At 45.4% G+C, this 20,298-nt stretch carries 34 protein-coding genes; 29 read left to right on the forward strand and 5 right to left on the reverse strand.

Features of this window, described 5'->3' with window-relative positions:
* The first annotated feature begins 14 nt into the window (after positions 1–14).
* The 22 genes from ACMXYT_RS20995 (at position 15) to ACMXYT_RS21100 (ending at position 11,392) form a co-directional block, all read left to right on the forward strand.
* On the forward strand, positions 15–731 hold the full coding sequence (locus tag ACMXYT_RS20995) for a hypothetical protein (RefSeq protein ID WP_415912353.1): 717 nt from the start codon (positions 15–17) through the stop codon (positions 729–731).
* A gap of 81 nt (positions 732–812) precedes the next feature.
* The gene (locus ACMXYT_RS21000; RefSeq protein WP_415912354.1) at positions 813–1,607 is read left to right on the forward strand and encodes a hypothetical protein; all 795 of its coding nucleotides are present in this window, start codon (positions 813–815) and stop codon (positions 1,605–1,607) included.
* Between the two features lie 38 nt (positions 1,608–1,645).
* A complete protein-coding gene (locus ACMXYT_RS21005; protein ID WP_415912355.1) occupies positions 1,646–2,338 on the forward strand; it encodes a hypothetical protein in 693 nt (230 codons plus the stop codon).
* Positions 2,339–2,505: 167 nt separating this feature from the next.
* Positions 2,506–2,859 (forward strand): hypothetical protein, encoded by a 354-nt coding sequence (locus ACMXYT_RS21010; RefSeq protein ID WP_415912356.1) that lies wholly within the window; start codon positions 2,506–2,508, stop codon positions 2,857–2,859.
* A 190-nt stretch (positions 2,860–3,049) separates the two neighbouring features.
* The gene (locus tag ACMXYT_RS21015) at positions 3,050–3,487 is read left to right on the forward strand and encodes a hypothetical protein (RefSeq protein ID WP_415912357.1); all 438 of its coding nucleotides are present in this window, start codon (positions 3,050–3,052) and stop codon (positions 3,485–3,487) included.
* Between the two features lie 70 nt (positions 3,488–3,557).
* On the forward strand, positions 3,558–3,995 hold the full coding sequence (locus tag ACMXYT_RS21020) for a hypothetical protein (protein ID WP_415912358.1): 438 nt from the start codon (positions 3,558–3,560) through the stop codon (positions 3,993–3,995).
* Between the two features lie 102 nt (positions 3,996–4,097).
* Positions 4,098–4,880: a hypothetical protein gene (locus ACMXYT_RS21025; protein WP_415912359.1), complete on the forward strand. Its 783-nt coding sequence runs from the start codon at positions 4,098–4,100 to the stop codon at positions 4,878–4,880.
* An 84-nt stretch (positions 4,881–4,964) separates the two neighbouring features.
* Positions 4,965–5,237, forward strand: a complete 273-nt coding sequence (locus ACMXYT_RS21030) for a hypothetical protein (protein WP_415912360.1) — start codon at positions 4,965–4,967, stop codon at positions 5,235–5,237.
* Between the two features lie 29 nt (positions 5,238–5,266).
* Complete coding sequence (locus ACMXYT_RS21035; RefSeq protein ID WP_415912361.1) at positions 5,267–5,515, forward strand: hypothetical protein; 249 nt, start codon at positions 5,267–5,269, stop codon at positions 5,513–5,515.
* A 96-nt stretch (positions 5,516–5,611) separates the two neighbouring features.
* The gene (locus ACMXYT_RS21040) at positions 5,612–5,929 is read left to right on the forward strand and encodes a hypothetical protein (RefSeq protein ID WP_415912362.1); all 318 of its coding nucleotides are present in this window, start codon (positions 5,612–5,614) and stop codon (positions 5,927–5,929) included.
* Positions 5,930–5,969: 40 nt separating this feature from the next.
* Entirely contained in the window at positions 5,970–6,188 is a 219-nt protein-coding gene (locus ACMXYT_RS21045) for a hypothetical protein (RefSeq protein ID WP_415912363.1), read from the forward strand.
* Between the two features lie 127 nt (positions 6,189–6,315).
* Entirely contained in the window at positions 6,316–6,882 is a 567-nt protein-coding gene (locus tag ACMXYT_RS21050) for a hypothetical protein (RefSeq protein ID WP_415912364.1), read from the forward strand.
* An 82-nt stretch (positions 6,883–6,964) separates the two neighbouring features.
* The gene (locus tag ACMXYT_RS21055) at positions 6,965–7,351 is read left to right on the forward strand and encodes a hypothetical protein (RefSeq protein ID WP_415912365.1); all 387 of its coding nucleotides are present in this window, start codon (positions 6,965–6,967) and stop codon (positions 7,349–7,351) included.
* 19 nt (positions 7,352–7,370) lie between these two features.
* Positions 7,371–7,634 carry a hypothetical protein gene (locus ACMXYT_RS21060; RefSeq protein WP_415912366.1) on the forward strand — a complete coding sequence of 88 codons (264 nt, stop codon included), beginning with the start codon at positions 7,371–7,373 and terminating at the stop codon, positions 7,632–7,634.
* 62 nt (positions 7,635–7,696) lie between these two features.
* A complete protein-coding gene (locus ACMXYT_RS21065) occupies positions 7,697–7,915 on the forward strand; it encodes a hypothetical protein (RefSeq protein WP_415912367.1) in 219 nt (72 codons plus the stop codon).
* A gap of 132 nt (positions 7,916–8,047) precedes the next feature.
* Positions 8,048–8,281 (forward strand): hypothetical protein, encoded by a 234-nt coding sequence (locus ACMXYT_RS21070; RefSeq protein WP_415912368.1) that lies wholly within the window; start codon positions 8,048–8,050, stop codon positions 8,279–8,281.
* 108 nt (positions 8,282–8,389) lie between these two features.
* On the forward strand, positions 8,390–8,632 hold the full coding sequence (locus ACMXYT_RS21075) for a hypothetical protein (RefSeq protein WP_415912369.1): 243 nt from the start codon (positions 8,390–8,392) through the stop codon (positions 8,630–8,632).
* 124 nt (positions 8,633–8,756) lie between these two features.
* The gene (locus ACMXYT_RS21080; protein ID WP_415912370.1) at positions 8,757–9,212 is read left to right on the forward strand and encodes a hypothetical protein; all 456 of its coding nucleotides are present in this window, start codon (positions 8,757–8,759) and stop codon (positions 9,210–9,212) included.
* Positions 9,213–9,531: 319 nt separating this feature from the next.
* Positions 9,532–10,032 (forward strand): hypothetical protein, encoded by a 501-nt coding sequence (locus tag ACMXYT_RS21085; protein WP_415912371.1) that lies wholly within the window; start codon positions 9,532–9,534, stop codon positions 10,030–10,032.
* A 46-nt stretch (positions 10,033–10,078) separates the two neighbouring features.
* Positions 10,079–10,699 (forward strand): hypothetical protein, encoded by a 621-nt coding sequence (locus tag ACMXYT_RS21090; protein WP_415912372.1) that lies wholly within the window; start codon positions 10,079–10,081, stop codon positions 10,697–10,699.
* A 6-nt stretch (positions 10,700–10,705) separates the two neighbouring features.
* Complete coding sequence (locus tag ACMXYT_RS21095) at positions 10,706–11,125, forward strand: hypothetical protein (RefSeq protein ID WP_415912373.1); 420 nt, start codon at positions 10,706–10,708, stop codon at positions 11,123–11,125.
* A gap of 21 nt (positions 11,126–11,146) precedes the next feature.
* A complete protein-coding gene (locus ACMXYT_RS21100) occupies positions 11,147–11,392 on the forward strand; it encodes a hypothetical protein (RefSeq protein ID WP_415912374.1) in 246 nt (81 codons plus the stop codon).
* A gap of 51 nt (positions 11,393–11,443) precedes the next feature.
* On the opposite strand, the gene ACMXYT_RS21105 is transcribed toward ACMXYT_RS21100, so the two are convergent.
* Positions 11,444–12,136, reverse strand: coding sequence for a fibrinogen-like YCDxxxxGGGW domain-containing protein (locus tag ACMXYT_RS21105; RefSeq protein ID WP_415912375.1), 693 nt, complete (start codon positions 12,134–12,136; stop codon positions 11,444–11,446).
* Between the two features lie 148 nt (positions 12,137–12,284).
* Between ACMXYT_RS21105 and ACMXYT_RS21110 the strand changes: the two genes are divergently transcribed.
* From ACMXYT_RS21110 to ACMXYT_RS21120, 3 genes are all read left to right on the forward strand, one after another.
* Positions 12,285–13,211, forward strand: a complete 927-nt coding sequence (locus ACMXYT_RS21110) for a 5'-3' exonuclease (protein WP_415912376.1) — start codon at positions 12,285–12,287, stop codon at positions 13,209–13,211.
* A 55-nt stretch (positions 13,212–13,266) separates the two neighbouring features.
* The gene (locus ACMXYT_RS21115) at positions 13,267–13,398 is read left to right on the forward strand and encodes a hypothetical protein (protein WP_415912377.1); all 132 of its coding nucleotides are present in this window, start codon (positions 13,267–13,269) and stop codon (positions 13,396–13,398) included.
* Positions 13,399–13,537: 139 nt separating this feature from the next.
* Positions 13,538–14,248, forward strand: a complete 711-nt coding sequence (locus tag ACMXYT_RS21120; RefSeq protein WP_415912378.1) for a lecithin retinol acyltransferase family protein — start codon at positions 13,538–13,540, stop codon at positions 14,246–14,248.
* Between the two features lie 44 nt (positions 14,249–14,292).
* Here ACMXYT_RS21120 and ACMXYT_RS21125 read toward each other — a convergent pair whose 3' ends face one another.
* Positions 14,293–15,357 carry a hypothetical protein gene (locus tag ACMXYT_RS21125; RefSeq protein WP_415912379.1) on the reverse strand — a complete coding sequence of 355 codons (1,065 nt, stop codon included), beginning with the start codon at positions 15,355–15,357 and terminating at the stop codon, positions 14,293–14,295.
* Between the two features lie 241 nt (positions 15,358–15,598).
* A complete protein-coding gene (locus ACMXYT_RS21130; RefSeq protein WP_415912380.1) occupies positions 15,599–16,651 on the reverse strand; it encodes a hypothetical protein in 1,053 nt (350 codons plus the stop codon).
* 451 nt (positions 16,652–17,102) lie between these two features.
* Between ACMXYT_RS21130 and ACMXYT_RS21135 the strand changes: the two genes are divergently transcribed.
* Both ACMXYT_RS21135 and ACMXYT_RS21140 read left to right on the forward strand, forming a co-directional pair.
* Positions 17,103–17,765 (forward strand): hypothetical protein, encoded by a 663-nt coding sequence (locus tag ACMXYT_RS21135; RefSeq protein ID WP_415912381.1) that lies wholly within the window; start codon positions 17,103–17,105, stop codon positions 17,763–17,765.
* Positions 17,766–17,841: 76 nt separating this feature from the next.
* Positions 17,842–18,276 (forward strand): hypothetical protein, encoded by a 435-nt coding sequence (locus ACMXYT_RS21140; protein WP_415912382.1) that lies wholly within the window; start codon positions 17,842–17,844, stop codon positions 18,274–18,276.
* Positions 18,277–18,325: 49 nt separating this feature from the next.
* Here ACMXYT_RS21140 and ACMXYT_RS21145 read toward each other — a convergent pair whose 3' ends face one another.
* Together ACMXYT_RS21145 and ACMXYT_RS21150 are read right to left on the reverse strand one after the other, a co-directional pair.
* A complete protein-coding gene (locus ACMXYT_RS21145) occupies positions 18,326–18,535 on the reverse strand; it encodes an AbrB/MazE/SpoVT family DNA-binding domain-containing protein (RefSeq protein ID WP_415912383.1) in 210 nt (69 codons plus the stop codon).
* A 102-nt stretch (positions 18,536–18,637) separates the two neighbouring features.
* Complete coding sequence (locus ACMXYT_RS21150) at positions 18,638–18,817, reverse strand: hypothetical protein (protein WP_415912384.1); 180 nt, start codon at positions 18,815–18,817, stop codon at positions 18,638–18,640.
* 110 nt (positions 18,818–18,927) lie between these two features.
* Between ACMXYT_RS21150 and ACMXYT_RS21155 the strand changes: the two genes are divergently transcribed.
* Both ACMXYT_RS21155 and ACMXYT_RS21160 read left to right on the forward strand, forming a co-directional pair.
* The gene (locus ACMXYT_RS21155; protein WP_415912385.1) at positions 18,928–19,248 is read left to right on the forward strand and encodes a hypothetical protein; all 321 of its coding nucleotides are present in this window, start codon (positions 18,928–18,930) and stop codon (positions 19,246–19,248) included.
* 188 nt (positions 19,249–19,436) lie between these two features.
* Positions 19,437–20,270, forward strand: coding sequence for a hypothetical protein (locus ACMXYT_RS21160; protein ID WP_415912386.1), 834 nt, complete (start codon positions 19,437–19,439; stop codon positions 20,268–20,270).
* The last annotated feature ends 28 nt before the right edge of the window (positions 20,271–20,298 follow it).

Genomic DNA, 20,298 nt, shown 5'->3' on the forward strand with positions numbered 1-20,298 from the left:
CAGAGAGAGTAATTATGCGAGATTTGATTAACGCCTCTACTGAATTCCTGATAAAGCATGAATCGCCCGAGTACGTGGCGACTTCTGAGCAACTTCACTCCATTAAAGATGCGCTTGTGCCAACCTTGAAGGACGCGTCTAATGCTTGTCTTGATGATGGCGCTAAAACTGTTGTTCAGGCCTTATTTGAATCTGGCTTTTTAACAACGGATGACCGCGATTCAAATCTCCGGCATCTGCTTCAGTATATCTATGGGGTTAAGTTGCACGAGAGTATGGAGCCTTTCCTTGTGCTGCATAAGCAGCTCACTGAGCATGGTTTTACCTCAGAAGAGAATAGTTTTAATGCTTCGGGTGATAATTACTACTGTGCACTTGATTCCAAAGAGACATGTACCGAAGGTCAGCCCCTACGCAAGGCGATCTATGTTGAGAATCAGTCACCGGCATACTTGCTTGTGATTGATCGTGCTCGACAGGGGAAGTTTCATATTGTGCGCCTCAGGGCTAGCCATAAGGACCCCAGTAAACTAACCAAGTTTATTGAAGCTGACTTCAAAGACGTCGAAAAGCTGTGCACTGGCGGTGGTCCGTTCGACCTTAATCGCTGTAAGATGGTGACCACTCTGGATGTCTCTAAGATGGAATGTGACTTTGCTACAGAACCGTCTTTGATTGATAATGCCCTCTTTAATATTCACAGCGGAATTTGCTCTATTGAAGAGTATTAAATAGGCAAAAATCCCTCTCAAAGCTTGTGCTTGCTATTATTATCATTATAATAATAAGCATGAGTTGAGAGAGGGAAAGTTATGCGTGATCTGATTGATGCCGGTAAAGAGTGTTTGGTTTCCAGTGAGGGTGACTATGCCGACAAGTCCGCTGCACTTCATGCGGTAAAAGACACGCTGGTTCCTGAATTAGCTAAAGCAACCTCGTACAGTGGGTCAGATGGCTGTAAGGTGGTTGTGCAGGCCATGTTTGAATCCAAATTCCTTAAAACCGGTTCGAGTGACTTTAATGTGTCACAGATCATGCAGTATGCGTATGGCATTAAGTTGCATGAGGCGCTGGCGACCTTTCACAAAATCTTTAATTTACTTGAGGAGCGAGGTCACACCTCTATTGAAAATAAGTGCGGCACCACGGGTGATAACTACTACACAGCTTTGAAATATCAGGTTAAACCAACAGATGATGATATTCTGATTCGCTCGCTGCACCGTGAGTTCTTTGAGAGTTCTGTCGAAGACTCCTTCCCTACCGATGTTTACCGCAAGGTATTGGTGATAGAAAATCAGTCTCCTATGTATGCGCTGGTACTGGAATACTCCCTTTTCTCCGGCGACCCTACTGAGCTACACATTGTACGCCTCAAAGAAAATTATAATGATCCAGATCGCCTAACTCACATGATTGAAGCGGAGTTTAACAAGGTGGCGCAACTCTGTGATGGCAGCGCTTACAGTGAGAAGACATGCCGCCCAATCACAACGCTAAAAATCAGTGATATGGAGTGTACTCATGTGAATTCCCCGCGTCTGATTGAACTGGCGCTTATTAATCTGGAAACCGGTCTATTTCACCTTGAAGACAACGAGGACTGATTCCTCCCTAAAATACCCTTAATGCGAGAGAGCGTATAATGATAAGCCAAAGCACTGTTACCTTCCTGAAAAACTGTGATTCCCTGACTCTTGCGAGCCATGGGATTTCCACGGTTCATATGTTGGATGATCAGGAAGCGGCCCTTAAGGCGCTGGTTAAAGCCCTTGATGCCGATCGATCCCCAGAACAGGCGATTACCAGCCTACTGCCGTTGCGTGCGGCTGAGTTAGCGGAGATGCGCGACAGTCCGTTTATGCTTCTAAAGAGCTTAGAGGCAGTTTGGTTTGTAGTAACGGGTGGTATAGAACATGATTGCTATGTAATGGAAGATGCTAATGAACAGGGTCAGCGATTCTGTGTAGCACGATGTAATGTCACCCAGTATGTTGATCAGCAATTGGCTGATGGGCTGGATGGTTTGCTGAAGTCAGTATCCGATAATGGTGGTACGTTTAAGGTTGATGAGCGTTACTACGGGCCTACCCTGTCTGCGGCTTATGAGCGTGCTGTTGCTCGGACTGTGCGACGCAAGCATCTTTCAGTAAATGCCTTTCATCAGGCCTTTAGCGAACCTCTAGAGATCGGGGCTTATGACTGTTACGTTCAGGTGGCGCAAGAGCTGTGCACCGCATTGCACATTATCGATGATGTTAATCCCGATTACTGGGAGCGGACTTACGATGATGAGCTGACACCCATGCAGGCGGTTGCAGACTATCTGAAAGAGTAGATGGCACCAAGGTGGATTCGAAAAGGTCTTGTTCATAGCGAGACCTTTTTTGTTTTCTCATACCATAACGAAAATTCCTAGTTTTCGCGCAATTATTGTTATTCAGTGCTTGTTTATCTCAATAATATCATTATAATAATAAGCATCATTAGAGAGAGGTATTATAAGTGAATTTATTAGACGCCAATGGCAACCCAATTCCATCCCCAATGAATCTATTCAGTCTTCTTCGTCATGAGGCCTTGAATAACGCCTGCACGAACTGGATTGCTGACATGAAAGCTAAGGGTGAGTCGGGTTTTCAGGGTGCTGCCAAGCAGCTGCTAAATGATATTGAGCCTCACCTTGATCCTGCTGAGTCAGAGCTGGATGATGATTTACTGGTGATGCTGGATAGTATGGCAGATGATGACGCCAATCCTTACGAGATTACGATGGACCCTGATGAGTGGTTCGCACTGGGTTTGCGTGTTCATACGGTCGAGAAAATCGCCTACCCTGCTGATTCGTCAGTACATTAAGTGAGTTCAGTTTAAGGTGCTGAATCTCAGTATCTTAATAATTTTCCGGGATTCGTATCAATGTCAGATTATGATTCAGTATATGTGTGAAGATATATGGCCGTTCATCAATTGAGCGTAATCTTTTAAGTGCATTGGGGCTTGTGAGTAATCTTAGCTCACCATAAATAGATAAGTATTGGAGGATTCTATGGAAACCGTATTTTCAATCGAAGAAATCCGCCACTATTTGAATCGTCATAGCTGCATTGACAAGGCACTCAGTGAGCTCAGTGAAAAAGCGGTGGTTGATGCGCAGCCTGAGTCTGCTTTTAATCCCCTGACGTGCGCGCAAACGGATAAGAACCTTGCAAAATACGAGGCTCATATCGGCATGCTGAATATTAAAACCCGACAGCGCGAGCTGTACCGCAAAACCGAAGGTAAAGAGGGTCGCTACTGGATGGCTTTAAGCCCGCGGTGGATTCCTGATGATGCGACGGTGGAAGGTACGGAGTATCGTATTGGGTACTGGGTTAATTATGGTGATAATAACACCTACGGTAACTTTACGGTTGAGCAGATTCAGCTTTGGTTTGAAAACCCTGAAATCCAATTACATCAACTAGGCGGCACCAAGGAAAGTTAGTGCTGGAGTTGCTCGCTTTTAGCTAAGTCACTCCGTATTAATCGCCACTCAAGAAAGATAAGGATAATACATGCTGAAACTCAATATCTCAGCCAGAACACTGGTGATCAGTCAGGTCTTTTTTGTGTTCGCAATGATTGCGCAGACCGTTTTCTTTTACTTTGAAGGCTTGTCTGTTGAGCAAAGTGCCCGAGAGGCACGCTTTTCCGCCCTTGCGAGCCAAGCACAGCATGTCGCTGGCGTGACGGAATTATACCGGGTGAAATACAATGCCGATCCCTCCTCTGTGACGGCCTTGGTAGAAGATGGCTTAATGATTGATGAGTTAAGTTATCAGGGTGAGACATGGACATTCGAAAGAGCGGCTGACGGACGTGTCTATCAGGTTACCCTAAAGTTAAAGAACGAGATCGACTGCACCGGTGCTCAATCGCTCAACCTTGTCTCTTGTGGATATACTGCTGATAGTGATTATCCTGCCACCCTACATCATCGCCTTTATATGTAATACTGTTCTCCACAAAGCAAATCAACCCACAAAGCCTATAAAGCTTGCATTTATTGTTATAATCATTATAATAATAAATATGAATTGAGAGAGGTTATTGAGATGCAATTGACTAAGTACACAGCCCCATTGAACAGCGTTCCTTCTGTAGATTTTATGGTCAAAGGAAAGGCTTATGAGTTTGATTTGATCAGTGGCGGTGTGGTTGATGCTGGTGAAGATGTATTTGCCTCTCAATCTTTGATCGGACGTGTAGCGCTGCTTCGCGAGATTAATTTGCTGAGCAATACGCCATTGGATTACAACGCGATTAGCGCAAAGTCGATTACACTGGCCAAGGTTTTGGCTAATAGTGCAGCTGCCTTGCTGATGGGTAGTTTGCCCGGTATGCCTGCGGGCACGCCAAAGATAGATTTGGGTGAAGGTACGCTGGCTTATGATGCGGATATGATTTACTACATCGATCCCCGTAAGCGTGTTGTACTTGAGGGGGTTGGTGATGATGTATATGAGCTTGAAGTTGGCAGCTGGTCATGTGAGCATAATTTGCAAGTTGAGGCATTGCTTGAGATCGCTGAGGCCATCTTAGGTATGCTAATGACACCAGTTAAGCCAGCAGACCAAGATGCCTTTTATCTGGCTACTCATGAGCTTTATGAGTCGCTTGTTCACGATCTGGTGGGCGCGCATAACCAAATGTCGCTCAATGGCTTTGCTCACTCGGAATTTGGCCGCACCATTCGTGCAAGTGAGCTGGAAACAGTTTACAGGCATATGCGAGCAACCAATCGAGAAATTTCTGCGCTGACGGGGGCTGATAAGGCCTACTACCATCAGTATTTCAAGGATTCATTCTTGGAGCCAAGTGAGCTTGAACTCTACTAACAGCTTTGGTTTTACCTTATTCCAATGGAACACCCCTGTGTAAACTTGGGTGCAATAAATTAAACGTGGTATGGAAGGTGCGTGGTGCTGGAATTTAACATTAACTATTTGATTGCCGTTCGACTGACAGATGCGGGTCGGGCTGAGCATAAGCGTCAGTATGAAGAACTTTCCAGCATCAATCCAAACATGGGTGAGTATGTACCACCTGTAGAAGATATTGAGGGTTGGTCTGTATGGAAAGGTTGGGTTTTATTTAAAACGTTTGGTCATATGTGCAGTTCTACTCACCAGCCTTTTGAGGCGACGATTCGGGTAGGTGTAGCACCTCCCAATCCACCTAAGAGAGTCGATTAACTGTTTAGCTCTCACTTGAGGAGTTTAGGATGAAACAAGTTTGGCAGTGTGATTTTTGCACCTATACGGGCGAGCACACTAAAGTGGCGGCGCATGAAGCGAAGTGCGTCTTTAACCCGGCCAACCGTAAATGTATGACCTGTAAGCATCGTACTGATGAAGGCGCGCCAATCAGTGGCTTTTGGAATGGCTGTGCATTGAAAGTAGCCAACCAGTTTGATGTTGAAGATGGTGACGCTGACTGCGCTAAGTGGGAACAGTTACCAGACAAAGATTGATTCATTTAAGCCTGCTTAGCCTTGCGCTAGTGGGCTTCTTTAAACTCTCTCCTTAATCCGACAGAGTCGCTTATTCATGGTGGTTATGAAACTGATATGACTGATTATGTATTTTCCATACCAACAGAGTTCATCCTTTTCTGCACACTGGTTACGCTAATTGTGGCCTCATTGCGAGGGAATCACAACAAGGTGTTAGCAGCGGTGGCTTCTATATCCATGCTCTATTCACTATCAGTTTCCTATTACTATGGAGCTGACTATCTTCTAAATGTGGATCGACCACTTGGCTGGTCCGTGTTTGCCGCGATGATCTTGTTTTTAGTGCTGGGTACGCTATGGCTACTGCTTGATACGTATCCCATCTTCAAAAAATGGGCTTTGGGACTAAAAGGCTTTATTGATCGTAATTAGCTCCATTTGGAATAACGCGCTCCCGTAAGATTGTTGCAATATGACTCATGATGCTGACAAAATCCGTGACGTACCGGTGGTGATTAGGTACATACAAAATAAGTGGTGTATTGCCCATGCTGGTAGTTACCAAAACGCATTCGGCAACAGCGTTAACAGTTTTGATACTAGAGAGGATGCTGTTGAATTTGCTGAGAATCATGATTGCGAGGTTTTCTATCACGAGCACGATCAGCTACAGACGCACATTGCGTTATAACATACGATCTACAATGCCCTAACCTTGCTAGAAGAATCCGTTGGTGCTGAGCGTGTAGGTGCGCTCTGGAAAGAATCCGTAGATCGCTTGTTAGCAAAAACAACAGACAGACAATAGGTAGGTTCGAATGGAAATGCATTACATAACGGGTGACTTTAAAGTGCATGTCGCAGAAACGGCGGTTAAGGTAGGGGAGCACACTGTTTATGAACTGGTAGGTGACAAAGTCATTGGCTGTATCGGTTCGGCGCGCCTACTAGAATCCTTTGTTACGGCAGAAGGGATCGACTTGGACACCCCTGTGGAAGCACTGAAGGTGGCCAAGGTGGCATCAGTTTTCCTGCAGAAGCATTATAAAAATCTGCAAAGTCTTCAGAATGAGTTAATGGAACTGGGCTTTGTTGAGAAAGATATGGGCGGCTGTGTTAAATCAACGCCTTGCTATGTTAAGGCTGTACAAACGAATTCCAGCAATGATGATGAGCAGATCGATTGGGCCTTCTGCAAAAGCCGGATTGAAGCTCAAGTGTTCATTAATGATCGCAAGGACGATATAAGGCGTCACAATACCTCTAGCATGTCCGCTTCTAATCGCTATATCGAGGTCAACGTGTACGACCGCGACGAAATGGATCGGTTGACGTTGGATGATCTTGCTGGCATGCCTGTCCCCATGCTGCGCACCCTTCTATAATACCCCACTCTCATACATCCTCTCTTGATTATTTGGTTAATATCATTATAATATTTACTAAGAGTTGAGAGAGGATAATTTCATGTCTGATATCATTAAGCCTGCATTGGTTGCAGTGGAAGAAACACAAGGTCTGTCTGAAGAGATTCAGGCGCAAACCGGGCGTTTCTTTGTTGTTTACCTGTATGACGCCAATCAGCAAGTGAATTGCTGCGAGCTTACTCCAAGCTATGAGCTTGAGCCCATCTACTATGTTTGTGAGCACCCTATCTCTGATGAGCTAGACCAGTCTCTACATGAAGAGGCTGCACGTTCTGATGTGCGTTACATTTGGGCATCCAGCATTGATGGTATGGAAGATGCCGTTAAGGAAGATGGTTCACTGTACGACTCACTTGAAGAGGCGCGGGAATATTACCAAGGTAATCGCTGGGAGCCGGATTTCAGTATCAAGCTTAACCACCCTTGATTTAGCATGGAGTTTACACATGATTCGTTTATTCAAAAGCCTTACCTTGATGGCGCGCATCTTCATTGCGTTGCATTTGATCAGTGTAAGTCTAATTATCGGTGGAGTGGTCGCCTATAATACGGCAAGTCCGTTCCATATGATCGATGATTATCTGATGCTTTCCGGCATGTTCGGATTTTTGGGGGCATGGTTTCTTCTATTGTGCGCTATGCTCTGGGCGGATTTAAAAGGCGATGGCCTGCACATTGATACCCTTTTCACAAGGGAGCCGCATAATTGATCATGACCATTCGAATAGCCTGTTTGTTGTGGTAAATCTAGAATTTAGATAGAGGTCCCTGTATGACACGTTTGGCATTCATAAAGGATCAGTGGTGGCGAATCTTGCCTCTATTGGCGCTGACACTGTACCTGCCGTATTTTGAGGGGGCGGAAAATCCAATGGTGGTGAGCCCCTACTCAATCTTCAGTTTCTTAGCCTTTGTCGGTTGGCTAGGGTTTTTGGGCATGCTGCTTCTTCCAGATGAAGCAAGGGGCGAATTTGACGGTAGCTCCCATTAAATACCGTCACAACTGTCGGTGCTATTTGTGCGAATTTCCTTAAACTCTTTAAATAGAGGGTTAAAAAGGAGCTAGCTTACCTTGCCTTTTAATTCCGTTTTAGCAAATGATGAGATGTGAGAGGGATATACCATGACACTAAAGCTAACTGATCCAAAAGACGTAAACCTATCTGGCACTGAGCTAAAGGCTAAATATGATGCTCAGAATCCCGACATGAATGCGTGGTCCGTGCATCCAGACTACCCGCACGAAGATTGGGCGCAGGCTGCAAGTGAACTTGACACCCTGCAGGGTTACTGGGATTGGGTAGCCCATCAGATTGATGCGCTCTTGATTGAGCAGGAAGAGTCTGACGAAGATTGATCCTTATTTGACCGTAGATAAGCCATGGGGTCACTCATGGCTATTTTACTTGCTTTTACCTTAATTAGCATTATAATATTAACTATGTTTTGAGAGAGGAGAATCAAGATGTCTATTTGCGTATGTAATACCTGTGGCTATATAGAAACCCCAGAATCACCAGAAATTGAGGGCGGTTTCTGCCCTAATGGTCATGACGACTGGCTCGAGATCGGTGATCCTGTGAAGGTGGTCGCAGATGGTGAATTTTCGGCTATTAAAAGCATTTTGCTGGGTACAGAGGATGATAAGGTCGTTCTTCTTGAGAATGGCTTGCGTTATAAGTTTGATGAAGTGCGCTACGGCGGCTAGCGTGTAGTTGGGCTGGTTTTTTATTGCCAGCCCTTGCTTTATGTTTAAATTGCGGTGTGTGCGTGTTGCACTCATGAGTTGAAGCTTTCCAATTGTTATCAACTGAATTACAAAGGTTCCATCAATGACCTCCAAACCAAACAACCTAAGTGAGCTTGCCGAAGCTGCAGACGCCCTCAATGTAGAAGGCCTATATATTTCCTTTTACCTTGAGGGTGGGCGACATATTCATCGGACGCATCTGGCTATCATTGATGCATTGCAACCTTATTTGGTTTACGACCAGCCTTGGGATGCTAAGCGGGCTACTGCATTGCTGGATTGCGACCCTAGCTTGTTCTCTGAGCAGGATGTGAGGCTAGCTGTCCGTGCGTTGTGGAAAACAGATCGTGAGGATTTTTATTGGCGTGCTAAGACATTATATAAAAGCGGATGGATTGGGGCACTCTTACGAAGCTTGGGTGATCTCAAACCGGAGAATGCTATCGTACCCGTCTACCCTGATGTGAGTAAAGCCGATTACCTCAGCTTTCCTGCAAGCTGTTGGGAAGGATTTACTGGTTATTGGGCGCACTCTTAATTGGCTAAGTTGCATTCATTTTATGAGGGGTTGGCAGTCCTTTGCCGATCCCTTAAGCCTTCCATAGCCTTTTCCCTGTAAGCCAACCTTACCTACCATTTATTGCAGTATCAAGACGGTGTGGCTGAATAATATTCACGTTTTTTGACGCGGGGTAACGCTTCGCTAATGCGTACCCAACCTCCCCCCCTTTCAGTGATTGTCGATTTCGTCTGCAAACAACAGAGCCTCAAGGCAAAGATGTTGATGTGGCTTGTTTTTCTATTTTATATCATTATAATATTTATCAAATAAATCATTTACCCAAGGATGTTAACTAATGCCTATTCCAGAATATTGCGATCCTCGTGCAGAAGAGTTTTTTACCCGCGGTTTTGTGGGTGAGCGTCATGGTGAGAATGGTACTAGTTACCGAATCTCGTGGGATACGACCCATGAGGGTTTGCAGCCGACATTGGTTTTAAAGGCGGGTAACCGTAGAATCTGTGCTTATTGTGGCAACCCTGCCTTATCTATTCAGAGTCGAAGTGAGGGTTATCCTACCATCGGCCATACCTGTTGTTGCAAGGGTAGTCGTGATGAACTTGAACACAAGGAAAAGTTGGAAGCACTTCAAGCACGCCACGAAGAAGAGATGACAGCTTTGATGAATGAAGCTCCTAGACCAAGTAAGTCTGTTGTGGAGGTCGCTGTTTCTGCCAGTGCAAGGCGTATTGAGCAGGAGTTGTTAGATCGAGTTGATCGCAATTCCGCCATGGTTGGCGACCAACCTGTAGGTGACTACATCGCAGAACAGCTCGATCACATCTCGCGGTTCTAATGCGAAATCGCCATCTAAAATTCACTGGGAATAAATAGGTAAAATTATGCAGCTACGTGAACAGCGCGGAACCTTGTCTCAAAGCCTTGCTACCACCATTCATATTGAGCCAACCAAGAAAGCGTTACAAGCTCACATCGCAGCCAAGATGGTTGCTTTTGGGAGGCCAATGCCTTCACAAGATGATATTCGTGTAGAGAAATACGGTGAAGGTGAAGATTCGCGTTGTGGCTGGGATACCTATCTTGTAAGCGTAGAAGGATACGGTGTTTTTGGCATGATTGATGGGCCACTATCAGAATTCAATGAGCATTTGCCTCAGGCTATTATTCAGAACACAGAGCCGTTTTCGTTTTACGTACCAAAAGACAAAGTGTCTGGCGAATTACTACACCGCTGTAGCGCAGAATGCCCACGCTTTACTCGTATGCGTCTGGATGATCCTGATCACTTCGATATTGTCGAATATCTGGCCGTTCCGCAAACCGCTGAGTCTGACACTTCAGAAGCGGAATTCATGATTTATGTGCCCTTTAAAAACACGGGTGAAAAGGTGTTTTACACCCATGGATTAAGCTACCAGCAAGCCGACAGTCACATTCAGTGGAGACGCGATCAGTTTGGGATCGTTCCCTTTATAGTCGTAAAACCCAGCCCGCAGTCGTAATGATGCATGGAAACTACGGCTGAAATAGACGCACGGATAGCAGAATTGCCGGAGCCTACACCGATGGAAAGTGGACATGGGCGTTTATGCGCCTCAACCGTAGATGCTGTTCACCAAGAGGTGTTTTACCTCGTGGCTTTTGAAGATGAGTCACGTCCTAATTTTGTACTGACCGATAAAGAGATTGGTATTAAAGGCGTGGCCAAACTATGCGCAGAAGGTCAGCCATGCTTTCTACTTCAACAGATGGAGCGTGAAGACACCGGCCCTTCGAAGTTACCTGAGGGCCAAGAGTTATACATCCTTAGGTTTGAGGATGTCCAGAAGGCAGATCGTAGAATCTATGATCGTACTGAAGCACGGATCACCTTTGCCAAAGCTGAAATGATGGGCTGGAATTGCCACCTATTTGAACGTGCCCTATAAACCAATTAAGATGTTGAAATTATGAAAAAACTACCAAATCGCAAAGTTAGCATAGAAGCATGGGAAAAAGGGGTTGACCCGTCTGAAGAGGTATTGCTCCGCATTCAGGATCGTGACGGAAACAGCACAATGCACCTTGGTTACTACTCATACGGTATTGAAGCATGGAAGGTTGAGGGGCATAGCAATCCACTGGTTATAGAATGGTGGTCCATCCCCACTCTAGGAACTGGTGAGCAGACAGGTATGACTGTCGAAGACCTTTAAGCATCCCTTGCTAAAAAGCCCTGATGAGGGCTTTTTAATTTCAGGTCATCATTAACGCACATAGATGTACGAGTGATTAAAGCCGTACCAACTCCCCATAGTGTCTACATCAAGATATCCAGAATAGTTGTACAAGCTTCCGTGCCACGTAGTGCTGTTTGCACCCATAAAGGAGTAGTCTGTTTGAGAGGAGTCACAGTCGGGCTCATGATGCCATAAGCTGTACTCCATCAAAGTATCGCCCAGTGGTTTACAGTTGGCAGCATAAGCTTTCGTTAGAGAGATGATGCCGTAATGTGATGTGTTAGACTCATTCATTTGCATCATATCGGTTGAGGCGTCACGAATTTCCATCCAGCCTGCATCACTTAAGCTTTTCGAGGCATTACCATCGGTGCCGGTTTCATAAAAGGCCGTGTGAAGATCTGTTGAAACCTGATAAGCCCCACCGCGATTGCGGGTTTGAACCAAGGTCCAGCCCCCACCTGCAGTTGTCATATCACAGTGGGTTCTAATCGACTCACCGGCCAACACAATATTGTACTGTCCAGAACCTATTGAATCCCCTGCATCCAATATGGCCTTGCATGAAGCAGGTCCAGTGGGAGCTGGTGGCTCTTCTGAAGCTGAGCTGACACTCATACCTGCTGGGGTTCGGTAAACAAAATCGGCATGGGCCGCGATCGGTGTAGCTGCCAAAGCAGCCAAGGCAAGTGCCTTAAAAGAAGTTGACAAATTCTGCATTGTTATTCTCGTTATATACAGGAGTAATCTATTAATTATATTAAAATGAATTTAATTATCAATAGGAGGTTCTGGAGGGTATCTTTTTTATAGAAAATCATTATAATATTTAAAATACGCTAAATGCACAGCTTTGGAGTTTTACGCCATGTCCCAACCGCATATTATTCTTATTGACGGCAATAACGGCCTTTATCGCTTTTATCACACCCGCCCGCCGCTGGTTAAGAATGGCGCACGCGTTGAAACAGCGATCTCGTTTGTAAACAATGTCCGTCGCTATGCCGAAGGGGCTATTATTGGTGAGGCTGAACAGGTCATTACGGTTTATGATGCAGATGGGCCAACCTTCCGCCATGAAATGACGGATGCCTATAAAGCAGATCGTGAAGGCATGCCGGACGAACTGGCGTCACAGGAGCTGCTCAGCAAAGAGATGTTGTCTGCACTGGGCTTTGCATGGTTGGAAAAGAAAGGCATTGAAGCGGATGACACACTGGGCATGCTAGCCAATCATTATGCCAATCAAGGTTACCGTGTATCTATTGTCACCAGTGACAAGGATATGCATCAGCTGATCGATGAGAATATCTCTATTTACAATGCTCAGGCCAAGGTTATGCGTAACCGTCAGGAGACCATCGACAAGTTCGGCGTTCCCCCTGAGCACATTGCTGAGCTTCTTGCCCTACAAGGCGATGGCATTGATGGTATTGACGGCGTACCCGGTGTCGGCCCTAAAACTGCTGCTGAATGGCTTAATGAGTATGGCTCCCTGCAGGCTGTTGTGGATAATGCTCATGAAATCAAAGGGCGTGGCGCTAAGGGTCTGCGAGAGACACTGGATGAGATCCCACTCTACCTCAAACTAACCCAGCTTAGAGATGATCCAGTATTCCTAACTGAGGATGATCTGTACTTGGTTGAGAACACAGCTCGCAACCCAGCACTCATTAAGGTGATTGAGACGCGATACGATATCTATATCGACAAGGGGCCTGCTCCGACTAAGAAAAAGATCGCATCACCACCGAAAGCGCCAGAACCGGAAGAGACGCAAGGCTCTTTGTTCTAATTCAATCCGTCTGCATCAAGGCCCTGCTAGGGATCTTCGCTCAGAAGTAGCCGTATTGATCGAAGAATACTGGTCAAAGGCCAATGCACTGAATGACGAACAGTACTACGCGGGCAAAGCCCTCAGGATCGATAACCTTAAACAAGATATCGAAAGCCTTGAGAAAGAGACTGGTGATCCTGCTTAACCCCCTGCATCACGCGCCCTTCTTTTAGAGGGACGCACTTAAATATCAACCCAACACAAACAGGCCTACTCACCCTTGTTAAAGGGTTTTTAACCCTTATAATAACTAGTAACAAAGTGTGCTGAGATCAGGGCAGTGTATGGCTAAGAAGAAAAAGGGAAATAAGGGCTTTGCGAAAATGGACTCAGTAGCGAAGGCCACTGATGCAATTGCGTGCAACAAAGCACACGGCAAAGATTCTTCGTTTGGCATTAAGATTGGCTCCCATCTATGGGTTAAACGTAAGGGCTATACTCATCACGGCATTTATATCGGCAACAAACTGGTGATCCACTACAGTGGGCTGGCTGATGGTTTGCAGTCCGGTCCCGTAGAGACCGTTAGCCTAAGAGAATTTGCGGGTGGCAGTGAAATTAACCTGCGTGCCTACAAAGAACCTAAGTACAAACCTAATGAAGTCGTTCAGCGTGCAAAGTCTCGCTTAGGTGAGGATCTATACAGCGTACACGCCAATAACTGCGAGCATTTCTGCTGTTGGGCAATTACAGGCAAACATGAAAGTAAACAGGTCGATTTTGCCCAAGATCTGATCGGAGCATTTACCCCTGCAGGTAAGGCAGTGTTGGATATCCGAACGTTAATCCGTGCGTGGCGTACCGGTGACAAAGAAGCCCTGAACAGCGCAAGCAAGAAAGCGGGCAAATCGGTCATGAAAACGGCAATCGTGAGCGCGGCCTTACGGACAGCAGCGGGACCTTATGCACTCCCCGTCATGGCTGCAGGCTGGGCGGGCAAGGAACTGTACAAGAGAATTAAAGACAAAGACCCTGAATCAATTAAGGCCACATGATGTGGCCTTATCGTTACTAACTTTAAAGTAATTTAACTCTGGATTCAGGCAATGAGTTTCAGTGACATATCATCGTACCAAGCAGTGTAATTACCCTTCACAGCATCTAAATAGCGCTGCAATGTTGACTCACCTTCCACTTCAATGGATGCGAGATCCGATGACTGGGGTAACTCCGACCACAATTCATCCCTTTTTCGTGAAATCGGCGTAGAGATAAAAGTAGCTTGTTTGCTCGTGACATCCAAGCCTTCGAGTGCCTTATCATAGTAATCCCGAAGGGTCTCACTCAACTGATGAATGAATTGTTGCAAACCAATTGATTCAGGCAAGCTTCTCTTAAGATCATTCAAACATTCAACAACACCCTGATTATAGGGGTTGCCTTTAGCTATACCTTCATACACATGCGCTTTACCTGATAGTACACGCTTAGCGGTAGCTTTAGCGTGCTCAAGCCACTGTCCTTCTGCCTTAGGGCAATCCAAAGTCACCATACCCAACAATAGGAAAAAACTGTGTGCCATGAACTGCTGCAGGGACATTAGCTTGTCATGTGTTTTTGGTGCAATCACCGTAACATACTGATGACCCGCATTTTCAAAGAAGGCCTTTGCTTCCTTAACTGCAAAATCATGAAGATGGTGGTCTTTTTTTGATTCAGGCACAGTCAAAACAACCGTCTGTTCTGAGACATCTTCCACGAGAGGCCCGTACATCTGATGTGCGCCAATGACCATGCCACTAAAACCCTCAAGTACGTTAGATGGCAGCTCGTGTAACGACGATATATGCATACAGAGGGTATTACCCTGCCCTTTCCCGTGATGTCCCATCACAGAACGTGAGATTGCCCTATGACCTCGCAAGTTGGAGGCAGACTCATAAACAGCAAAAGGTACACTTAAGATCAACGTATTATCGATCTTATTCTGCCTTCTCTTTTGGTGAGCGATATTACTGCTAACGGCGCGATGAAAGGTCCGTATATTGGGAAATTTAATCAGATCAAGCTGTTTAACACGTCGCTCATCCAACCAAGACATCAGCGTCGACGCCATCGCCCCTTCGGAGCCAAGTAATGTAACAGGATATAATGACTGTACCATCGTTATTTACCCTCTCTGATGAACTAATCAATATACATGGCCTACCCTCAAAACGGGCGCTCCCTGCAATCAACCAATTGATTAAAAACTAATCGACGTATTCCAGTATAAGGAGCACCTATGCAAGTTCAAGTTTTTCTTGGTCGCTATAATAATTTGGAGTGGAGCTAAGCTTTCAATAGATGATGATCTAAAACACTCACTCCATCAAAGCACATAAATTAGTTAGCCACTCAAAAACCTATCTATCTAGACTTCCACTTTCACACAGCTGATCTTTATTCAGACTGCGCTTTACCACCTTCTCCATTTTCTCATAGTGGTACATGACACCATTAAATGCCTTCTTGTAATGCCCAGATACTGCGGACTCCACTTTGCCTTTAAGTTCATCCAGCTCTTCTTGCGAAAAAGGCTCACCATTTGTTGCGATAACATCATCAACATCCATATCCTCAACTTTCGACCGAAACACTTCTAATGCCTTAGCCACCCTAAACATCTGGGACATGTCCGCTGGGGGTACGTCCGCCTGAATACCAATAGGTGGAAGCTTTTCGCCCGCCAATTCAGTAAGCGTCGGTAATTGCTCATCTGGCACATGATTCCATTCCGATGGGATGACGATCGGCCTATCCTCCGCCATGACTTGACCAAAAAGAGAAGCGAAATAGCGATCTCCCCAAACGATACTCTTTGTTGGCCTATGGGTGATCTCAAAGGCATTTAACAGGGTCTTAATTGGCCCCCAAGAATGATAAAGCTGATCACCATGCGTATTTAAACTGACAAGGTCTGATGCTATCTGATCCATGGGCGACACACTGTCGGGATACGCTGGAAGCTGCCTAAAAACAAACTCAGGCATATAATCATCAACTTTGTCCAAAGCCTTACCTAACTCTGTATCTCGTGAGAGCTGGCTAGCAATATGATTAATCGTTTTTTGTAAGGATATAAGACTGACTGGACCATTCGCATCAAGCGGCTTCGCATGACTTTGATATGAGTCGAGTGTATTTACCGCATCAAATGCCTCCTCAGAATATCGACCCTGACAGTTCTCTTGGAAAGCTTCTATATTCTCTCGGCAGATTCTATCCATTAGCTCAGAATCCATAGCGTCCATATCCATCACACCGAATTCATCAGAAACGGAAGTAAACACTTCGTAAATTAGGCTTGCCAGTCGATTACCAATCTCATCCTTGGACCCGAAATTATCGTCATAAAAGCCAATCATGGTTTTAACAACAGAATCGACTGTCGATGGGTCAAGCAACAATACAGACATAGCAGCACATCCTTAATATATTTCGATACTTACAATAATAACGTATTCTTACCTAACGTCCTACTGCTTACATACTAGCGAATCCCCTCTTATTACAAATTTATTTAAAAAGAAATTAATTTAAAAAACAGTCTTGCGTTTATATTATTTTTCATTATACTAGTTATCAAGAGTTGAGCTTAGCTCCTCTTACCAAGCATCTGAGTGATGCAGCCTCATTGTTAGGTTGAATTGAGTCGGGTTGCTTACTTTTTGTTGTCACTTACTGTAACTGTACAGTCTTTTCTTGGGACCCCCATGTCCCACACCTTTGGGCCCCGGATTATTCCGGGGCTTTTTTTATGCAATTAATTTAAACGTTGCTATTTAAAGGCATATAAATTACTACAACTCTTGCCTTTACTGTAAAATTCATTATAATAAATAAAGAGAATTGAGAGAGGAAATAATCATGCCAGCAACCACTAATGCAACCCTATTTACCCTAATATATTCCCAGCGCGATACAGATGCAGATGCACTGATTAGCTTGAATGGGCCATCAATCCACACATCAAGAGAGTCAGCGCTCAATGAGGTTTGGCAGTATGTACGTGGCCGCATTCTCAGCGAGTACTGCATTGAATTTTCAGAAGAGCATGTTAATGTCGATGACATGGTTGAAGATCTTGAGGGTGATACAGACAGCCTTCCAGACGGTATTGTTGCGTTCTATGAGGGAGCGGTTAGCGGTCTCGAAGGCCCTGCTTTAATTTTCTTTATGGACACAATGACAATTGAGCAGATTCAAGCCGCGGTGAATTGGTTCTTCAATATGGTGCGTAATGCCTGCACGGAGGCATTTTTTGTTATTGATGAGCATCAAGTGACCCTACCTCGTGACCTAACCTACGTGAAGCAGCTGTGGGCGCAACTAGGTGACATACCGGTAACGCCAGATGAAGACATTGAGGAGCCATTCCTGCACTTTGAGGTTGGCACAGGTCGTGAAGAAATCTGGGACTGGTTTGAAAATCAGTTTGATATCTCAGTTCCAGAAGACCTTATGTTCCCTATTGTGGACAAAGAGATTGTAAGGGACCGTCGTTTAAAGCCTGATGAGCTGACAGGCTAGGTTATTAGACCTACCCAACCTTTTTCTAAAGGGCTATGATGCCCGTTAAACACAACACACTGATTTAGGCCCTATCATGAGTAAACACGAATTGCAAAATGGGTGCACCGATAAACGTCTACCTGAGTGGGCTGAGCGGGCTTGGGCTCACTCCGTGGTGAACTCAAGCCAACAGTGGTCTGAAATCTCAAAAGAATGGTTTGAGATTATCGCCCAAGTTGAAACCATGGGGGCAACCGATGACGACCTCGCAGCTCTGGCCAACACTGAATGCCTCTATGTTGGGTTCGTTTCGCTGGACGCTGGTGATAGCCAAGCTGCACTACTCTGCACAGCAGCAGACATCGTTGTCCTTCTATATGAATACGATGACTTCACTGAAGCGGAAGGCCTGATGACACATGAAGCGTTCTGGGAATACCTAGGCAGCTTCCCTAATGTCTACAAGCACCTAAGAATAGGGAATGGGCGCCAAAAATACTGGCAGCGACCAGAGACGCTAGACTCCTAACTCAAAAGCATTCAGCTCCTTGTTGAATACAGGGAGCTGGCACCAATACTCAATTCAAGTCTTCTGGCCTTTTACCGTCTACCTTGAGTGCATCTGCATAGTCACTTAAGATACCTTTTGCAGCCCCTCTCTGCATGACGATCACCCGAAGGGTTTTATCGTCCAGAGCATATAAACCTAAGTCATCACCCTCAGAGACCCCCAAGCGCTTACAAACATCATCCGGCAATCGAATTTCGTTATTTGGACCAAGTTTCAAAATAGTCTCTCCCGCCAAGTAAGTTGAATTTCATGTTTAACATGACTTATCTTTTTTTAAGGCCTTATCTAGTTTTCTCTTTTCATAAAAGATGAAACCGACCTATGGTAGACCCAGCATAATCATCCCAATAGACAGCACCGTATTGTGGCCTGCCTGTAAAACGTGATTTTCCATCAACCATGTTATACCCAGTGCTATAGGAATCGCACCAAGAGGAATACACATTAACAAGACCAAACGGAACCTATCCCCCGCTTCTGTTCTTTCTTCGCTATACAAGGTTCAATCCCCTTATTATTTATACTGGTCTTTATGTTATTATTTGTTATATTAATTTTCAATAACCGCATGCCGCCGCATGGCCATGCAAATTCAAATAGTAGGTATCTATGAAAGTCTCACAAATTGATATGGACGTCTTTGAAGACGCACCCAATGACGTCTGGTTTGATCGCCATTCTATCGATAATAAGCATGTTTGTTACTCAAGACTGCAGCGCATGGTGCGCTTAAAGCTACTGGAAGAGAAAGGCTTTGATGGCGCGACCAAGTACCGTAAGCGTCCAGTAACTGAAACATGCTCCCGCTGTGATTGGGTCGGCACCGAAGCGGAAATGAAGCTTATCCCCGATCCTAGCCATAGTGGCATCCAAGTTTCCAACTTAGTGTGCCCAAAATGCGGATGTGACAGCTATTATAAGCTGGCATAAAGTCCTTGAAATAAACCGGAAACAGTTAGATTTTTATTGACTTACTCAGTATTTTCATTATAGTTAATATTACTCAGGGGGCTGGCTTGGCCGGAAACCTGATCAGGGAACCCATCCCTCCCGCAACTCAACATGCGCTGCATGTGGCCAAAGGGTAAACCACTACTTATGATGATTGAATCTAGGTGATGGTAGAGATTAACGAGTTGCACTGTACCTGTATCGCCGATGAGGATGTTGTCATGATCTATATGAATGATCGCCAGTTTAAGTCATTTAAGTCTAACCTTGCTTCTGCATTGGCCCTGATGGGCACAGGTGTTAAAGGCCGTAAAGCCGATGACCTGTCTGCGCAGCTTTTGGGGTTTGCCGATTACCGCACCTACCATGCGATTGGTCGCTTACCCTCTGAAATCGATAACGGGGATATGACCCATACAGACCATATTGGTTTCTGTATCGATGGGGGTAGCGTTGTGGGCGCCCTTGCGGACTGCAAAGAGATTCAACCATGGTGGATCTCTCTGGATGGAGAGGTACTGGTTAATGCTGAGGCATACTTTGCCTCCAATGATCCTAGAGCGTTGGAAGATGCCGCGACCGATTGGTTAAATGCGCTGTTTGGTGATTGGGCTTGGTGCACCAAGATCGGAGATGCCTTTCACAAAGGTGAATGGTCTGGCACGTTAGTGGATAAATCTGGCAAGCAACATACGTGGGAGGTTGAGTGTCCGTATGTTGAGGTCGGTGTCGAGACCCTGTCTGAACTCCCGATGCACGATGTAGCGCTGATTGCGGGTAATGTCGATGCACAGTACCGCGGGATGATTGGAAGCAAGCATGCGGATGTTATTGCTGCTCTGCTGCCTGAGACGCCACGCAATGTAATTAAGGAAGGTGTTGAGCAAATGTTCGCGCCATCCATTAAACAGGGTTACATTGACCGTCATCGCGCTATTAAGGGCTTTATCAAGTCCAAAGACATGCAAAGCTACCGAAAAGCACTCGCCTCGTTCAGCTAAGTTTTCCCAATTAAAAGAAAAGGCGCTC

The organism is Neptuniibacter sp. QD37_11 (assembly GCF_047778105.1).
GTDB lineage: Bacteria > Pseudomonadota > Gammaproteobacteria > Pseudomonadales > Balneatricaceae > Neptuniibacter.

What these genes read in the sequence shown, in the direction of transcription:
- ACMXYT_RS21140 (WP_415912382.1), top strand. Translation starts at nt 17,842, where the DNA reads ATGAGTAAACACGAATTGCAAAATGGGTGCACCGATAAACGTCTACCT.
- ACMXYT_RS21120 (WP_415912378.1), top strand. Translation starts at nt 13,538, where the DNA reads ATGGCTAAGAAGAAAAAGGGAAATAAGGGCTTTGCGAAAATGGACTCA.
- ACMXYT_RS21000 (WP_415912354.1), top strand. Translation starts at nt 813, where the DNA reads ATGCGTGATCTGATTGATGCCGGTAAAGAGTGTTTGGTTTCCAGTGAG.
- ACMXYT_RS21155 (WP_415912385.1), top strand. Translation starts at nt 18,928, where the DNA reads ATGAAAGTCTCACAAATTGATATGGACGTCTTTGAAGACGCACCCAAT.
- ACMXYT_RS21070 (WP_415912368.1), top strand. Translation starts at nt 8,048, where the DNA reads ATGACACTAAAGCTAACTGATCCAAAAGACGTAAACCTATCTGGCACT.
- ACMXYT_RS21130 (WP_415912380.1), bottom strand. Translation starts at nt 16,651, where the DNA reads ATGTCTGTATTGTTGCTTGACCCATCGACAGTCGATTCTGTTGTTAAA.
- ACMXYT_RS21095 (WP_415912373.1), top strand. Translation starts at nt 10,706, where the DNA reads ATGGAAACTACGGCTGAAATAGACGCACGGATAGCAGAATTGCCGGAG.
- ACMXYT_RS21060 (WP_415912366.1), top strand. Translation starts at nt 7,371, where the DNA reads ATGATTCGTTTATTCAAAAGCCTTACCTTGATGGCGCGCATCTTCATT.
- ACMXYT_RS21125 (WP_415912379.1), bottom strand. Translation starts at nt 15,357, where the DNA reads ATGGTACAGTCATTATATCCTGTTACATTACTTGGCTCCGAAGGGGCG.
- ACMXYT_RS21100 (WP_415912374.1), top strand. Translation starts at nt 11,147, where the DNA reads ATGAAAAAACTACCAAATCGCAAAGTTAGCATAGAAGCATGGGAAAAA.
- ACMXYT_RS21090 (WP_415912372.1), top strand. Translation starts at nt 10,079, where the DNA reads ATGCAGCTACGTGAACAGCGCGGAACCTTGTCTCAAAGCCTTGCTACC.
- ACMXYT_RS21055 (WP_415912365.1), top strand. Translation starts at nt 6,965, where the DNA reads ATGTCTGATATCATTAAGCCTGCATTGGTTGCAGTGGAAGAAACACAA.
- ACMXYT_RS21135 (WP_415912381.1), top strand. Translation starts at nt 17,103, where the DNA reads ATGCCAGCAACCACTAATGCAACCCTATTTACCCTAATATATTCCCAG.
- ACMXYT_RS21075 (WP_415912369.1), top strand. Translation starts at nt 8,390, where the DNA reads ATGTCTATTTGCGTATGTAATACCTGTGGCTATATAGAAACCCCAGAA.
- ACMXYT_RS21110 (WP_415912376.1), top strand. Translation starts at nt 12,285, where the DNA reads ATGTCCCAACCGCATATTATTCTTATTGACGGCAATAACGGCCTTTAT.
- ACMXYT_RS21105 (WP_415912375.1), bottom strand. Translation starts at nt 12,136, where the DNA reads ATGCAGAATTTGTCAACTTCTTTTAAGGCACTTGCCTTGGCTGCTTTG.
- ACMXYT_RS21005 (WP_415912355.1), top strand. Translation starts at nt 1,646, where the DNA reads ATGATAAGCCAAAGCACTGTTACCTTCCTGAAAAACTGTGATTCCCTG.
- ACMXYT_RS21085 (WP_415912371.1), top strand. Translation starts at nt 9,532, where the DNA reads ATGCCTATTCCAGAATATTGCGATCCTCGTGCAGAAGAGTTTTTTACC.
- ACMXYT_RS20995 (WP_415912353.1), top strand. Translation starts at nt 15, where the DNA reads ATGCGAGATTTGATTAACGCCTCTACTGAATTCCTGATAAAGCATGAA.
- ACMXYT_RS21020 (WP_415912358.1), top strand. Translation starts at nt 3,558, where the DNA reads ATGCTGAAACTCAATATCTCAGCCAGAACACTGGTGATCAGTCAGGTC.
- ACMXYT_RS21035 (WP_415912361.1), top strand. Translation starts at nt 5,267, where the DNA reads ATGAAACAAGTTTGGCAGTGTGATTTTTGCACCTATACGGGCGAGCAC.
- ACMXYT_RS21065 (WP_415912367.1), top strand. Translation starts at nt 7,697, where the DNA reads ATGACACGTTTGGCATTCATAAAGGATCAGTGGTGGCGAATCTTGCCT.
- ACMXYT_RS21025 (WP_415912359.1), top strand. Translation starts at nt 4,098, where the DNA reads ATGCAATTGACTAAGTACACAGCCCCATTGAACAGCGTTCCTTCTGTA.
- ACMXYT_RS21045 (WP_415912363.1), top strand. Translation starts at nt 5,970, where the DNA reads ATGACTCATGATGCTGACAAAATCCGTGACGTACCGGTGGTGATTAGG.
- ACMXYT_RS21015 (WP_415912357.1), top strand. Translation starts at nt 3,050, where the DNA reads ATGGAAACCGTATTTTCAATCGAAGAAATCCGCCACTATTTGAATCGT.
- ACMXYT_RS21050 (WP_415912364.1), top strand. Translation starts at nt 6,316, where the DNA reads ATGGAAATGCATTACATAACGGGTGACTTTAAAGTGCATGTCGCAGAA.
- ACMXYT_RS21080 (WP_415912370.1), top strand. Translation starts at nt 8,757, where the DNA reads ATGACCTCCAAACCAAACAACCTAAGTGAGCTTGCCGAAGCTGCAGAC.
- ACMXYT_RS21160 (WP_415912386.1), top strand. Translation starts at nt 19,437, where the DNA reads ATGGTAGAGATTAACGAGTTGCACTGTACCTGTATCGCCGATGAGGAT.
- ACMXYT_RS21040 (WP_415912362.1), top strand. Translation starts at nt 5,612, where the DNA reads ATGACTGATTATGTATTTTCCATACCAACAGAGTTCATCCTTTTCTGC.